At 21.0% G+C, this 15,657-nt stretch carries 15 protein-coding genes and 1 tRNA gene; all 16 read right to left on the bottom strand.

All coding sequences use genetic code 11. The features are described from left to right. Positions 1-21 precede the first annotated feature (21 nt). Entirely contained in the window at positions 22-1,098 is a 1,077-nt protein-coding gene (gene nusA / locus ATP_RS01715; protein WP_012504461.1) for a transcription termination factor NusA, read from the bottom strand. Between the two features lie 372 nt (positions 1,099-1,470). Continuing rightward, a complete protein-coding gene (locus ATP_RS01710; protein ID WP_012504460.1) occupies positions 1,471-2,232 on the bottom strand; it encodes a diadenylate cyclase in 762 nt (253 codons plus the stop codon). Between the two features lie 65 nt (positions 2,233-2,297). Continuing rightward, positions 2,298-4,961 carry a magnesium-translocating P-type ATPase gene (gene mgtA / locus ATP_RS01705; protein ID WP_012504459.1) on the bottom strand — a complete coding sequence of 888 codons (2,664 nt, stop codon included), beginning with the start codon at positions 4,959-4,961 and terminating at the stop codon, positions 2,298-2,300. A 188-nt stretch (positions 4,962-5,149) separates the two neighbouring features. Then, positions 5,150-5,749, bottom strand: coding sequence for a 30S ribosomal protein S4 (gene rpsD, locus ATP_RS01700; protein WP_012504458.1), 600 nt, complete (start codon positions 5,747-5,749; stop codon positions 5,150-5,152). A gap of 220 nt (positions 5,750-5,969) precedes the next feature. Then, entirely contained in the window at positions 5,970-6,611 is a 642-nt protein-coding gene (locus tag ATP_RS01695) for an energy-coupled thiamine transporter ThiT (protein ID WP_012504457.1), read from the bottom strand. A 112-nt stretch (positions 6,612-6,723) separates the two neighbouring features. Continuing rightward, the gene (rpmF, locus tag ATP_RS01690; protein ID WP_012504456.1) at positions 6,724-6,909 is read right to left on the bottom strand and encodes a 50S ribosomal protein L32; all 186 of its coding nucleotides are present in this window, start codon (positions 6,907-6,909) and stop codon (positions 6,724-6,726) included. Between the two features lie 134 nt (positions 6,910-7,043). Beyond that, positions 7,044-7,120 (bottom strand) — tRNA-Arg (locus ATP_RS01685). 111 nt (positions 7,121-7,231) lie between these two features. Next, positions 7,232-7,657 (bottom strand): tRNA (adenine(22)-N(1))-methyltransferase TrmK, encoded by a 426-nt coding sequence (locus tag ATP_RS01680; protein ID WP_269445979.1) that lies wholly within the window; start codon positions 7,655-7,657, stop codon positions 7,232-7,234. A 712-nt stretch (positions 7,658-8,369) separates the two neighbouring features. Then, a complete protein-coding gene (locus ATP_RS01675) occupies positions 8,370-9,629 on the bottom strand; it encodes a sigma-70 family RNA polymerase sigma factor (protein WP_012504454.1) in 1,260 nt (419 codons plus the stop codon). Positions 9,630-9,666: 37 nt separating this feature from the next. Next, complete coding sequence (dnaG, locus tag ATP_RS01670; protein ID WP_012504453.1) at positions 9,667-11,487, bottom strand: DNA primase; 1,821 nt, start codon at positions 11,485-11,487, stop codon at positions 9,667-9,669. 15 nt (positions 11,488-11,502) lie between these two features. Next, positions 11,503-12,861 (bottom strand): glycine--tRNA ligase, encoded by a 1,359-nt coding sequence (locus tag ATP_RS01665; RefSeq protein WP_012504452.1) that lies wholly within the window; start codon positions 12,859-12,861, stop codon positions 11,503-11,505. Between the two features lie 54 nt (positions 12,862-12,915). Further along, entirely contained in the window at positions 12,916-13,608 is a 693-nt protein-coding gene (gene recO, locus ATP_RS01660; RefSeq protein ID WP_041186078.1) for a DNA repair protein RecO, read from the bottom strand. After that, positions 13,563-14,444: a GTPase Era gene (era, locus tag ATP_RS01655; protein ID WP_012504450.1), complete on the bottom strand. Its 882-nt coding sequence runs from the start codon at positions 14,442-14,444 to the stop codon at positions 13,563-13,565. Before era ends, recO begins: the two co-directional genes overlap by 46 nt. 16 nt (positions 14,445-14,460) lie before the next feature. Further along, positions 14,461-14,907 carry an rRNA maturation RNase YbeY gene (gene ybeY, locus ATP_RS01650; protein ID WP_012504449.1) on the bottom strand — a complete coding sequence of 149 codons (447 nt, stop codon included), beginning with the start codon at positions 14,905-14,907 and terminating at the stop codon, positions 14,461-14,463. A 163-nt stretch (positions 14,908-15,070) separates the two neighbouring features. Continuing rightward, positions 15,071-15,238 (bottom strand): 30S ribosomal protein S21, encoded by a 168-nt coding sequence (rpsU, locus tag ATP_RS01645; RefSeq protein WP_012504448.1) that lies wholly within the window; start codon positions 15,236-15,238, stop codon positions 15,071-15,073. 124 nt (positions 15,239-15,362) lie between these two features. Further along, positions 15,363-15,602 carry a hypothetical protein gene (locus ATP_RS01640; protein WP_012504447.1) on the bottom strand — a complete coding sequence of 80 codons (240 nt, stop codon included), beginning with the start codon at positions 15,600-15,602 and terminating at the stop codon, positions 15,363-15,365. Between the last annotated feature and the right edge of the window lie 55 nt (positions 15,603-15,657).

The following is a 15,657-nucleotide window of genomic DNA, read 5'->3' as shown; positions in this document are numbered from 1 at the left end:
ATATCTATAACATAAATATTTTTAAGTCATTGTTTTTATTTTTTTTAATTGAGATAAAGTTTTAATATCAATATTCCATTTAGTAGCTTGAGCAGCTAATTTCACATTTTTACCTAATTTACCAATTGCTAAAGATAGTTGATCATCTTCTACAATTACCAAAGCTTTTTTATTTTCTAAATTCTTAATATTTACTTGAAATATTTTAGCTGGTTGTAAAGAATTAGAAATTAATTCTTCATTTTTTTCGCTCCATAAAAACAAATCAATTTTTTCTCCTTGTAAAAGTTTAATAATACTCTTAATACGATTACCGTTTTTACCAATACAAGAACCAATCGGATCGACTTGAGGATTATTAGAAAATAACCCTATCTTAGTTCTTTCGCCTGGAATTCTAGCAATCATCATAATTTTTAAAGTACCATCATTAATTTCAGGAATCCAATCTTCAAAAATTTTAGTCACTAAACCAATATGAGTTTGACTTACAAAAATTCGTGGTAATTTAGTAGTTTTTTGAACTTCAACTATATAAACTCTAATACGATCACCTTCGGCAAAAATTTCTTTATTTAAAGTTTCTTTTTTAGGCAACAAAGTAGTCATTTCTTTTTCCAATTCTAGATAATAAAATTTACTATTAGAACCAATAACTTTCGCATTAATCAATTTACCTTCATAACTTTTAAAATAATCATAAATATTTTCTCTTTTTTGTTTAGTTAATTCTTCTTTAAATTTATTTTTAAAATCTTTAACAGCATAAAGGTTAAAATCTTTAGGATTAGTCTTAATATTAATAATTTGACCTACTTTGACTCTTTTTTTAATTTTTTTTGCTTCTTCTAAATCAATGTGAGTATAATCTTTGTAATTATTTAAATATTGTTCTTCTGGATCAATTATATAATATTGCTTATATAAATTTATTTCATTGCGATCTTCTTTAATATCAACTTTACAAGATTTAATCTTATGTGCTTTTCTACAACCATAAATAAGAGCTTTCGTAAAAGCATCTTTTATTTGTTCCTTAGTTAATTCATTTTCTTCAGCAAACTCACTAATAATATTAAAAAAATCTTTACTATTCAAAATTTATACCTACCTTATAAAAAAAATAATTATACATAATAAAAAATTAAATAAATATTTTTTATTATTGATTTTATAAAATTTTTTAATTTATGCTATCAACAATATTAAAAATAAATATTAAATTAAAAATAGTGATTTAAAATCACTATTATAATTAAAAAACTAATTTTAAAACCTAAAAATAATAAAATAATTCAAAAGAAAAAATCCTAAAATTAAAATAAAAACTTTTTTTTAATATTATAATTATAACATATTTATAAAAACATTAAAATTAAATTAAAGATTATATAAATATTTCAAAATAAATAGATAAAAAACAATAAATTTCGTTTTATAAATGATAATAAAATTAATACCACTACTGTATTAAATCATAAACATAATTAAATATTCTTGGATTTTATTTTTATCATCAATATTTAACATAATACCTTCTAAAGCAATAGAAATACGTCCGGTTTCTTCAGAAACCACTAAAGTCATACTATCAGTAGTTTCACTAATGCCTAAAGCAGCACGGTGTCTAGAACCTGTGGTTTTTTCAAAATGTTCATCATCGGATAATGTATAATAAGCGCCAGCACATAAAATTCTATCTCCACGAATAATAGTACCACCATCATGAAGTGGAGTATTAGGAATAAAAATATTCATTATTAATTCTTTTGAAACCATACCATTAATTAAAATAGCTTTTTGCGAAAACATATCTAAAGTATTATGTTTTTCTATAGTAATTAAAGCTCCAATTTTTTTACTTGACATTTCAATTACAGAATCTAAAATAGCTTTTTGAGTAGTATGACTTCCCATAACGATATTTTTCTGTTTAGACCAAAATTTTAAATAATTATTAAAATAAATTCTTAAATAAGGTGCCTTTATAATAATAATACTAATTAAAGTAAAAATTAATAATGAATTATAAATTTGTAACCCTAATAAGTCGTCTAAATCGCATAATAAATTTTTAGTAATTTTTTTAAAATAATAAACTAAACCAGTACATAAAAACATTAAAAAAATAATTTTAAAAATTTGATATTTACTAAAAATAATTTTAAAAGCGAAAAAAAATAATAATATCAATAAGATAAAATAAATTAAAAATTCTAAAAAAAAATCCATAAAATACCTTTTCTTTTTTTTATTTTGGTTACAAATTATTAAATTTATATCTAAATATATATAAATTATAATAAATATTTATATTTATTAATAAAAATATTTTTAGCTATTTTTACCATAATAAAATATAAAATTAATATTGATACAAATGATAATAAAAAAGACACATTTTGAAATTTATTAAAAAATTCAGAATTCAATTTTAATGGATCACATAAAAAAGGTATAAAAGGTGAAAGTGTCACAACAGAAACACCCGTTATAGGTAAAATAAACATTAATAACGATGGTTTTATATCTTTAATAATATTTTCTGTGCGTAATAAATAAATAATAAAAACTTGCGACCACATAGAAAAAATAAACCATCCAGTTTGAAATATAGTTTCACTTTCACCATGCAAAATGAAAAAAAACAATAAATCAAATAAAAAAGAAATAAATCCAAAAAAAATCATAAAATTTCTAATGTTTTTTAAATCCCAATTACGTGGCTTTTTTAAATAATTAGAATCTACATTATCAAAAGGAATAGCGAAACAAGTTAAATCATAAACAACATTTAAAAATAAAATTTGAATTGTTTTTATTGGCATAAATTTTAAAAATAAACTTGCTGTTAAAACACTTAAAACGTTACCAAAATTAGAAGCTAAAGTAAATTTTAAATATTTTAACATATTAGTATAAGTTTTTCTACCTTCGATAATTCCTTTTTGTAAAATACTTAAATCATTTCCTAAAATAATAATATCTGCCGCTTCTTTTGTAATATCTGTTCCAGAATCAACAGAAATAGCTAAATGAGCTTTTTGCATTGCTGGCACATCATTAATGCCATCACCCATAAAACCAATAATATTTTTTTCTTTTTTAAAAACATCTATAATTCTTGCTTTTTGTTCTGGTGAAAATTTTGTAAAAATATTTATTTTTTTAGCTTTTTGATATAATTCATCGTCATCTAATTTGTCTATTTCAGTCCCAGATAACAAACTAATATTATTAATATTAATCATTTGTGCTATTGTTTTAGTTAAAATATCATTATCGCCTGTTAAAATTTTTACTTCAACACCGTATTTTTTTAAAGAAGATATTGTTTTTTTAGCACTTTTTTTTATAGAATCAAAAAAAGTTAAAAAACCTATTAAAATCATTTTTGTTTCATCAAAATCATTTAAAGATTTAACAAAAGAAGAAATATTTTTTTTCGCTACTCCAACAACTCTAAAACCTTTTTTATTATAATCAATAATGTTATCATAAATTATTTTTTTATATTCAGGAGTTAAAGGAACAATATTTTTTTTACTAAATTCAACATAATCACAAATATTTAAAATTTCTTCTATAGCTCCTTTAGTAATCATTGTTTTTTTTTTATTATTTTTATTTTCTAAAATAATACTAACCATTCTTCTAGTATAATCAAAAGAAATTTCATCGATTTTATGAAATTTTTGATGATAATCAATTTTAATAAAATTATTTTTTTGTAAATCTTGAATCTTAGAAATAATAGAATCATCTATAATATTTTTAGCCCCAGAATGAAAAAAACTATTAAGATAAGCATTTTTTAAAACATTTTGATTTAAATTATTATTTAAATCAAAATAACCATCTAATGAAACATGACCTTCTGTTAAAGTGCCTGTTTTATCAGTAAATAATATATTCATAACACCAAAATCTTGAATAGAACTCAAATTTTTAACTAAAACTTTTTTTTTTGATAATAAAAGTAATCCAACAGATAAAGAAGTAGTAGTAATTAAAGGTAACATTTCTGGAGTTAATCCAAATGCAATAGTCAATGAAAATAATAAAGATTCCATTATTATACTGGGAGAATTAGGATTTTTAAAATAATTAATTATAAACATTAAAGGCATCATAAAAAAAATAAAAATAAGTAATAATTTAGAAATAGAAGCAATACCATTTTGAAAATTAGAAAAATTATTTTGTTTATCAATATTTTTATTTATATTACCTAAATAAGTATTTTCACCTGTAATAATCACAATACCTTTAGCATAACCAGAAATGACATTAGTCCCCGTAAAAATCAATCTTTTATCTTCTAAAAAATTTTCATATATATCTTTATTTTTAGCATCTTTCTGAACTGAATAAGCTTCGCCTGTTAAACTAGCTTCTTGAACAAAAAAATTTTTAGTCTCAATTAATTTAATATCAGCAGGGATAATATCACCAGAAGTAAAAAAAACAATATCACCTCTCACTAAATCATCTGAAATAATTTTTTGAATTTTATTATCTCTTTTTACTTTAGTAGTGGTTTGAACCAATTTCTTTAGTTTTTCAACTATTTTTGAAGATTTCATTTCTTGAAATAGAGAAATAAAATTAGATAAAAAAAATATTAAAAAAATGATAATAATAGTTGTAAAATCTTTAGAATGATCCGGTTTTATAAATATAACGTCAGTTAATAAAGAAATAATTAACATTAATAATAAAATAATATTAAAAGGATTGAAAAAAAATTTTATAAATTTTTGAATATAAGAAATTTTTTGATATTTTAAAAATTCATTTCCACCGTAAATTTTTCGATTAATTATAACTTGTTTTGATATTATTCCATTTTCTTCGTCAGAATTAAAATAATTTAAAGTTTCTTTTAAATTTTTTTGACTAATTTCTTTTATATATTTAACATAATCAAAAGAAGAATTTTTATTTGATTTTTTTTTCATAAAATTAAACCCCCGAGTAATGAATAACTTAAAAAAATATAAAAATTTTTTTTATCAAAATCAATCAATAAAATTTAAACTTATAAGTTAATTTTACTAAATTTTTTAATTTTGAATAAACAAACTTAAATTTAATATAAAAATATAATAAAAAAACACCTCTTAAGAAAGGGGTGCATAAATTTTTTTTATTTTCTATTATAAAACTCAACTATTAATTGTTCTTTAATATTAGGCAATAATTCATCTCTGTGAGGAATACGAACATATTTCCCAACTAATTCTTTATTTAAAGAAATATAATCAACACGATTTAATTTATTTGCTAAAGCTTCTTTTACAATAATCAAATCTTTTGATTTTTCTTTCAAAGTTATAATTTGCCCAACTCTTAAACTATAAGAAGGAATATCTACCTTTTTACCATCTACCAAAATATGGCCATGATTAACCAATTGTCTGGCCTGTTGTCTAGTTTTAGCAAATCCTAAACGATAAACAACATTATCTAAACGAGACTCCAATAAAAACAAAAACATTTCACCATGAATGCCTTTTAATTTACCCGCATCTTTAAAAATTTTTTTAAATTGTTTTTCAGAAATACCATAAGTAAAACGAACTTTTTGTTTTTCTTGTAATTGTAAACCATAATCTTTAGCTTTAATTCTTTTTTTACCATGCATTCCTGGTGCATAAGGTCTTTTAATTAATTCTTTACCTGTTTCTGATAAAGAATAATTTAAACGACGTGAAACTTTCCAAATAGAACCTGTATAACGAGACATTAATTGTATTTTCTCCTTAAATTTATAAAAAATAAAATTAAAAATTTTTAAATTAATTTATATTAAATAATAAAAATATTTTAATTTAAAATAAATTAAAAATTTTTAATAAAATTTTTATTAAAAATTAAAAAATATGTAAATAATAATAAAATAATTAAAAAAAAAATAATATTTTTTTTAGAATATCTAAAATAAATAATAATTATATAAAAATTATTTAAAATAATTTAAATCGAAATTTATTATTCAAAAAATAAAAAATTACTCCATTTAATAAACCGGTTGTTATAGTTGGAATAAAATTATAAATAATAGAAAAAATCAAATAATGTTTATGATCCAATAATTTTCGAAAAAAATTAGGAAATTTACTAATTACTTCAGGAGTAAGTGTAAGATTAATCCAAAAAAGGTAACCAGATAAAATATGAAATATAGCTTTTAAAGAAAAAATTAAAAATAAAGCTAAACAAATTTTTTTAAAATGATTATTATTGTTAAAATCAGGTAAATAAAATAATCCAGAAATACTATAAGATAAATCAGGCAAAGTATAATCCAAAAGATAAATAAATATTGAACAAGTGGAATTAATATTAAATAAATCCAACCAAACTTTTAATGTGAAAAAACTTGCTTTTTGTAAGTGATAAAAATTAAACAAAATACAAGATAATAAACCGTACTTAAAACCAAATATAAAGCCTATTAAAATTAAAGGCAAAACTGAAATTTTAAATATTGTTCCACTACCGATTGTATTCCAAGAAAAAGTTAAAGTCCAAAAAATATCTAAAACAATAGCAAAAGAAACTAAGGAAGCTGAAGCTGCTGTTTTTTGTAAATTATTTAATTTCACTTATTTTTTATTAACTCTCTTTATGATTAATGTTTTATATTAATAAAAATAAAATATTATAATTTTATGTAATGAATTAATTAAAATATACTGAAAAAAATTAATAAAATTTTTAATCAATTTTTTTATTTGCTAAATATAATTTATCTTTATAATAACCACTGTTTTTAGTAACACGATGTGGCAAAGTAAAATTTTTAGTTATAGGACAAACTACTAAATTTGGCGCACTTAGTTTATAATGTGTACGTCTTTTTCTTTTAACAGTTTTACTAGTTCTTCTAAACGGGACAGCCATAATAATTTTCTCCTCAGTTCTTATTAATCACATAAAATATAAAAAAATATCTTTTAAACAATAAGTTAATGAAAATAATAAAATTAAAATAATCATAATTTAATCTTCAAAATTTATTAAAATTTATGACTTAATGGCGTTTGAGAAGGGATTCGAACCCCTGACCGACGGCTTAGAAGGCCGTTGCTCTATCCAACTGAGCTACTCAAACACTAAAAATTTTAAGAAATTCAACAACCTATATTATACTTTAAAAAAAAAAAAAATTCAAATAATTATATATTAAATGAAAAAATCGATAATAAAATATTAATTATAAATTTTAAATTTTTAAAGTTACTTTTAAAAATAAATAATCAAATTTATCAAAAATATGATATTTTTCTATAATTTCAAAATCATTTTCTTCCAACCAATATAATAAATATTCTATTTTACCTTGTGGTCCTAATAAAAAATGTTTATTTTTATGAGGAGCTTTTGATAAAATTTTAATAATATTGAAAACCCCCATACCGCAAATTAAAGCTAAATCAAAATCTTCTTTAATATTATCAAAACCATCACTTAAATAAAAATTAACATAATATTTTTTTAAATTTTTTTTAGCTTGCATTAAAGGCTTAAATTTATTATCTGAAGCAATACCTTTTTTTATATATCTTAATTCAAAAGCCTTTTTTAAAACTAATCCATGATCAGTGCCAATATCTAAAACTTTTTCATAATTTTTAGATGAAGATCGAATTAAAGCAATTAACTCAAGAAATATTTACTTTAAAGCTTCTTCCCAAACCCAGCGGGCATGTTTCCATGCACTAAGCTTTCACAATTAAGTTTAATAATTTAAACATAATTCTAGCGTTCTTTGCCATGTAATCGGTGTTACCGTCTCAAACTACTACAACGCCTCTGCCACCATAAAAAACACTAATAAATTAAAAATTATTGTGTGTTCCCATTAGGCTTCCCTGGTAATACAAAAAGCTAAGTGATAATGAATATCGGTTATTTCAATGTCTTTTTTTATTTTTATAAAATGTTTATCATTATTACAACCCTATTTTAGAGTAAATGACTTTTAAAAACCGTTAACTAATTTTTAAAATTAATGATAACAAATAGGGTTTTGATAGGGAATATTCCTATACTGAATGTTAATTCAGTCTCATTACCTATTAGAGGCTTGCTTTGCCCACTCGACCTGAACTTCAATCTTTTGACTTTAACCTTATTTCATATGAACTTGCAATTTAGTAGTAACATAATATTCTTTTTAGTTAACTTATCGCTTTACAGATATGCTATTTTCCTTTTTTATCTTTCGATTCAAAAGTGAATCTGTTGTTCTCGTTTTGTCATTTCTAAAACGTCTAGTCTTTTTTCTAGATATCTTTTTATATCCTAACAGGCGCCCTTAACGAAGCAATAAATAAAATTCTTTTCATTTTTGATATATCCTATTTTTTATTCATCCTATTATAAAGAGTTTTCAATTTATTTTGTCTTGCAGGAGTTCTTAAACGTCTAAAAGCTTTAGCTTCTATTTGTCTAATTCTTTCACGTGTAACACCAAATACATTTCCTACTTCTTCTAAAGTATGAACTTTCCCATTTGATAATCCATAACGCATTCTTAAAATCTTTTCTTCTCTATCTGTTAAAGTGTCTTCTAAAATTTCATTTAAAGTATTTTTCATAATTTCTTGTAACATATAATCATGAGGTGATAAAGAATCAGGATCACTAATAAATTCCCCTAAAGAAGAATCATCTTTTTCTCCAACCCTTGCTTCCAAAGAAATAGGTTTTTTCTTAATTATTTCGATAATTCTTAATTTTTTTTCAGAAATATTAATAAATTCAGATAATTCTTCAATAGTTGGTTCTCGATGTAATTTTAATCTTAACTTACTTTTTGCCATAGAAATAATATTAATTCTATCCACAATATGAACAGGTAATCGAATAATACGAGCTTGATCAGCTACTGCTCTTAAAATTTTTTGTACAATCCAAAAAGTAGCATAAGTAGACAATTTACAACCTTTATCAATATTAAATTTTTCTATAGCACGCATTAATCCTCTGTTGCCTTCTTGAATCAAATCTAAAAATTCTAAACCTCTTCTAATATAACGCTTAGCGATAGAAACAACTAAACGATAATTAGCTTCAACCAATCTATGTTTAGCTTTATTAGATATTTTTAAAATATCGTTTAATTCAGAAATTTCTTTCTCTGATAATTCAATTTCTTTTTTTCTATAACTTTCTAGTTTCGCTTCTGCTTCTCTTCCATCATAAACTAATCTAAATTGTTCCTGTTCTTCTTCTAAAGTTAATAATGGAATTTGGCCAATTTCTTTCAAATATATCTTAACAGGATCATAAAATTTTAAATCAATTGGATTTTTATCAATATTTAAAAATTCTTCTTTTTTTTCTTCAAATTCATCTAATACTAAAGTATCTGTTTCATCTTCATAAACCAAATCTTCTTCTTCTAAAATAATTTCATCTAACGAATCAGATAAATCTTTTATTTTATCTTCTGAATATTTTAAGATTAAAGAATTATCATCTTCTTTTTTAAAATTCAATAATAAATTATTATTAATATCATTTTTTTTAACATAATTAAAAAAAAATTCATTTTTTATTTTTTGTCTAATATTAAATTTTTTAAATAAATTTTCAATTAAAATTTTCCAATTCATATCAATTACCTTTATTTTATTTTTTTTATTTTCATTTTTAGTCTTTATATAATTTGAAATTGTTTAATTGTAATTGTAGTTTTAATACTTTGTTTAAAATTTCTTTTTTTTTATTTTCTTTTTTTTCATTTTTCATTTTTAATTTGTATTTATAAATTGAATTATTAATTTCTTTAATTTTAATTTTGTTTTTTAAATCAATTATAAAACAAGAAGCTTGAGGATATAATTTGAAAAAATCATCTATATTTTTTATTGTAATAGAATTTTCTTGAGGGTGAGAATCATAATATTTTTTAATTTCTTTAAATAAAAAAACATAATAATAATAAATTAAATCGTTTATAGATAAAACATCAGGTGACTTTTGTTGAAAATTAGAAAATTTTTCATCTTTAGATAATCTATCCCAATTTATATACAAATAATGTCTATCAAAAATAACATCTAATAAAAAATTAGTTGTCATAAGCTGTTTAACTTTATAAATATCAGCAGATTTTTGTATATTGTTATTTTTATCAAAAAATAATTTAATTTTAATGTTATATTTATTATTCAAAATACTTTGATAATGTATTTTAATTTTTTCATTTTGTTTATAAAATAAAGAAAATAATTCCGATTTAATTTTTTCTTTTTCAACAGTATCTAAAGAAAAATAATTTATTTTTTTAGATAATTCTTCACATTTAATATCTAAAAAATCTTCTGTATTATCTATAATAAATTTTTGAAATTGAATGGTGCCTTTTTGACGATAATATTCATCTGGATCTTGACCGTTTGGAAATAATATTCTTTTAACTCTAAAACCTTCTTTAGTTAAATAATTACCCAATTTAAAAAATGACTCTTGACCGGCAAAATCATTATCATAGGCAAAAATAAATTCTTTAGTTAATTCACTTAATATTTTAATTTGTTTAATGCTTAAATTAGTACCCATAGTAGCTACAGTATTTTTAATACCACACTGAAAAGAAACTATAACTTCAAAAAAACCTTCATATATAATAACTTGATTTTTTTTTATAATCTCTGATTTATTTTCATAAAATTGATATAAAAGTTCTTGTTTGTTAAACAACTTGGTATTAGTATTAAATAAATATTTAATTGGTTCATTATTATTTAAATTACGCCCAGCAAAACCAACAAATTTACCATAATGATCAGTAATTGGAAAAATCAAACGTTCATTGAAAAAATTATAATAATCACCTGTTTTTTCATTTTCTTTAATAATTCCTAAATCAATCAAATCGTTAATAGAAAAATTTTTTTTTAAATAATCAACCAAAGATGAAAAATTATTAAATTCTTTTTTATTTTTTATTTTATTATTAAAAATATTTTCTTCTAAATGACTCAAAGCATAGCCTAATTTAAAATATTTGATTGTTTCATCTTTTATTTTACGTTCTTCTTCAAGATATTTAAAAGCTTTTTTACCAAATGTTCTATCATACAAATTAGATTGAAAAAAAATCATTGTTTCTTCTATAATTCGATACAAATGGTTGTTTGAATTAGATAAAAAAATTTTTTTAGATAAATCAACAATATTTAATCTTTGAGCTAATTCTGAAACAGCATATTGAAAAGAAACTTTTTTTATTTCTTTATAAAAAGAAATAGGCCTACCGCCTTTTTTACACGACATACAAACAGCAATATTTTTTTCTGGCGAAACAGAAAAAGAAGCGTTTTTTTCAGAATGAAATGGACATAAACCCATAAAATTCTTACCAACTTTTTTTAAAATAACATTATTTTCTTGAACTAAATCATAAATGGGCACTTCTGTATTAATTTTATTAATAAATTCTTTAAATTTCAATTTGTCTGTTCCCATATATTACCTCAAAAACTAAAATAATAACTTATTTTCTAAATATTTTTTTATATCTTTAATAAATATCCTATGTTGTTTCAAATTATCGCGATTTCTAATAGTGCAAGTTTCATCTACAAAAGTTTGACAATCTATCGTAATACAAAAAGGAGTGCCTATCATATCATGTTTACGATATCTTTTACCAATACTTTGATTTTCTTCATAACAAACTTCAAAATATAACATTAAATCTTTATAAATTTTCTTCGCTTTAGAACTATGTTCTTTTTTATTTAAAGGTAAAATGGCTGCTTTAAAAGGAGCTAAAAAAGGATGAATTTTTAAAACTTGTCTAGTATCTTTTATATTTAATTTTTCTTCTTCATAACAGTTAAACAAAAAAGCTAAAAATAATCTTTCTACACCTACTGAAGGTTCAATTACAAAAGGTAAATATTTTTTTTTATTTTTTTCATCTAAATAAGTTAAATTTTGTTTAGAAAATTGTTGATGCTTTTTTAAATCAAAATCTCTTCTTGAAGCAATACCCCATAATTCAGAAAAACCCCAAGGAAAATTAAATAATACATCAGTAGTAAAATCAGAATAATGACTTAAATCTTCTGGTAAATAATCTTTTAACATTAAATTTTTAGAATTAATTCCTAAAGATAATAAAAAATCATTAACATATTTTTTCCAATATAAAAACCATTTTTTTTGTGTTCCCGGCTCACAAAAAAATTCTAATTCCATTTGTTCAAATTCACAAGTACGAAAAATAAAATTTCCTGGTGTTATTTCATTCCTAAAAGATTTACCAATTTGACCAACCCCAAAAGGAATTTTTTTTCTAGCTGTTTTTAAAATATTTTTAAAATTAATAAAAATTCCTTGTGCTGTTTCTGGTCTTAAATATACTTTTTTACTTTTTTCTTCAACTACACCTTGATAAGTTTGAAACAACATATTAAAATTTTTTACAGAAGACCAATTTCGAGTACCTAAAAGTTTATGATCAATAATATATTTTTGCATTTGTTCAAAAGACCAACCACTAATGTTTAATTTATAATCATTTTGATTAATTAATTTATCTGCACGATAACGTTTATTATCATCTTTATTTTCTATTAAAGGATCGGAAAAATGTGATACATGTTCTGAAGCTTCCCATACTTGTGGATTTAATAAAATAGCACTATCAAACAAAATATTATTTTCTTGTTCTTGAATAAATTTTTTTAACCAAGCTTTTTTTATATTTTGTTTTAATAATGAACCTAAATGACCATAATCAAAACTATTAGCAAAACCACCGTAAATCTCACTGCTTGCAAAAACAAAACCTGTCTGTTTAGCAAAAATAAAAATTTTATCTAAAGATGTCATAAAAACCTCTAATTATTTTATATATTTTGAAAAAAATAATTAATATTATTCATTTTAATAAAGATTTTGTAATTTTATATCTAGATAAAATTCATAATAATAATAAATAAAATTTAAAATAGGGAGTTTTTCTTTAATTTCTTGAATGTCATAAGAAGATCGAAGTAAAGATAATTTCTTAATTTGAACATCACTAAGATTATTGTTTTCTTTTAAATTAAAATCACTTTGAACATCTATAATAATTTTACTTTTTAATAAAAGACTATTAAAATTAATTTTATATCCTAAAAAATTTAAAAGTCTTAGAGCGAAACTTAAATATCCAGTTTGAATAAATTGTAATGCTTTTAAAACTTCTTGAAAAATAACATCATGAGGTAAATGATTATCATGACTATCAATTGTTTTATCAATTAATTCTAAAATTAAAGAAGCTTTTTTAATATTTATATAATCTTTTTTAATATTTTTATAATTATTTAATAAAAAAGCTTTATTAAGAACTAAAAATAAAGAATTTTGCTTGTTCTCAAATTCTATTAAATTTAAATATTCAATCCAAATACGATAAGGGTTTATTATCATTTGGCAACCTTTAGCAATTAAAGTTTTTTTTCCTTCAGGTGTATAAATAAAAACTAATTTTGAATACTCTTGATATGAAGAAATTTTATAAATAATACCTGGAGTTCTAACCATCAATAATAACCTAATTGTTTTAATAAATAAATATTTTCGCGCCATTTTGGTTTTGTTTTAATCCATAAATTTAAACGTACTTTTATATTTAAAATATTTTGAATTTCTTTTGCAGTATTAATAGAAACTTGTTTTAATTTTTCGCCTTTACTACCTATTAAAATTTTTTTTTGAGATAATTTTTCTATTAAAATTAATACCCAAACCTCAATAAAATCATCATTAATATAATTCATGCGTTCAACCATAGTGCCAACAGAATAAGGTATTTCTTGACGACAATAAAAAAATATTTTTTCTCTCACTAATTCAGCAATTAAACGATCTTTTTTTTGATCAGTAACCATATCAGAAGGATAATACTTTGGTCCTTCTTTTAAATAAGACAAAATACTATTTTTTAAAGGAAGTAAATTTTGACTATTAATGGCAGAAATAGGAATAATATCATCAAATTTAAAATATTTTAAACAATCTAAAATAATTTTGTCTATTTGGCTTTTATTTTTAAAATTATCTATTTTATTAATTACTATAATAATAGGTTTTTTATGTTTTTGAATATTTGATAAAATTTTTTTTTCTGATGAGTTTAAAATATCAGTTATCAAAAATAAAATTACATCCACACCATAAATACTTTTTAAAGAAGATTCGTCCATTCTTTTTGATAATAAAAATTTACGATTATTAAATCCAGGTGTATCAATAAAAACTAGTTGTGAATCAATATCATTACAAACTCCTATGATTTTATTAATAGTAACGTTAGGTTTATCACTAACAATAGAAATTTTTTGTTTAACTAAAACATTAATCAAAGTAGATTTACCAACATTTGGTCTTCCTAAAATAGTTATAAAGCCGGATTTAAATTTCATATTTATCTCCTTAAAATTAATCATTATTATTTTTTTTATTTTTAGAAATGATTTTTTTATCTAAATCAACTTTTTTTAACATTTTTTCTTGAATAATAAGCATTTTTTTTAATTCATCCTTGGAATGATGTTCATAACCTTTTAAATGTAAATAGCCATGAGTTGCTAAAAAACAAACTTCGCGACTTAAACTATGATTATAATTTTGTGATTGTTTTTGGGCTTTCTTTAAATTAATAAAAATATCACCTAAAGAATCTTTATCAATTTCATTAATAAAAGATAAAACATCAGTATCATAATCTTTTTGACGATAATAAAAATTCATTTTTTTCATTTTTAAAGGAGTTATAAAAATAATATGTATATTTTGTCTTTCAGGTACAAAAAAAAATATTTTTTTTAAAATTTTTGTCAAATATTTAATTGAAATATTAGTTTTATTATGTATTTTAATTTTCATTTTTTTAAACTTTTTTTAATTTTAAATAGATTTTTAAAAATAATTAAAAATAAATAATTACAAATATCTTATTACATAAATTTGTTAATAATAAAAAAATAAAATAAAAAAAGCAACTTAAAAAGATGCTTTTTATTCAAATTTATATTTAATAATATTATTATTAACGTAATGACATTTTATTACGACGATTTTTCTTTTCTACACTTGGTTTAATATAATATTCTTTTTTACGAGCTGCAGCAAGATTACCAGATTTTGATACCTCACGTTTAAAACGACGTAAAGTTTCTTCAATAGTTTCTTCTTCACGAACTATAGTTTTTGGCATATTTTTTAACACCTCTTTTCATATCAAATAATTTAATAAATAAAAATAATGTCCTAAACAATTATACAAAATTTATTTTTTTTGTCAAATAAATTTTTTAAAAAAAATATCTTTAAAATGATATTTATTTTGTGTTTGGTAAATAACATAAAAAAATAATATAACTAAAATAAAAAGTAATCAAAAAAAACAATAAACGGTTTAAAAACAATTCTGCACCTTGAATCTTACGATTTTTATCTTTTTCTGAATAACTACCCGAATAAGAATTAATGTTATTATCATCAGAAAATAATATTACACTAAAAATAATCAAAAAATTAAACAAAATTAAAATACATTGCGATAGATATTCTAAATTCATAATTATTAACCTCTATTCAACTTTATTTTATATGTTTTATTATAAATATTTTTGG

It is taken from the genome of Candidatus Phytoplasma mali (assembly GCF_000026205.1).
Lineage (GTDB): Bacteria > Bacillota_I > Bacilli_A > Acholeplasmatales > Acholeplasmataceae > Phytoplasma > Phytoplasma mali.
This window is presented reverse-complemented; position numbering and strand designations above follow the sequence as displayed.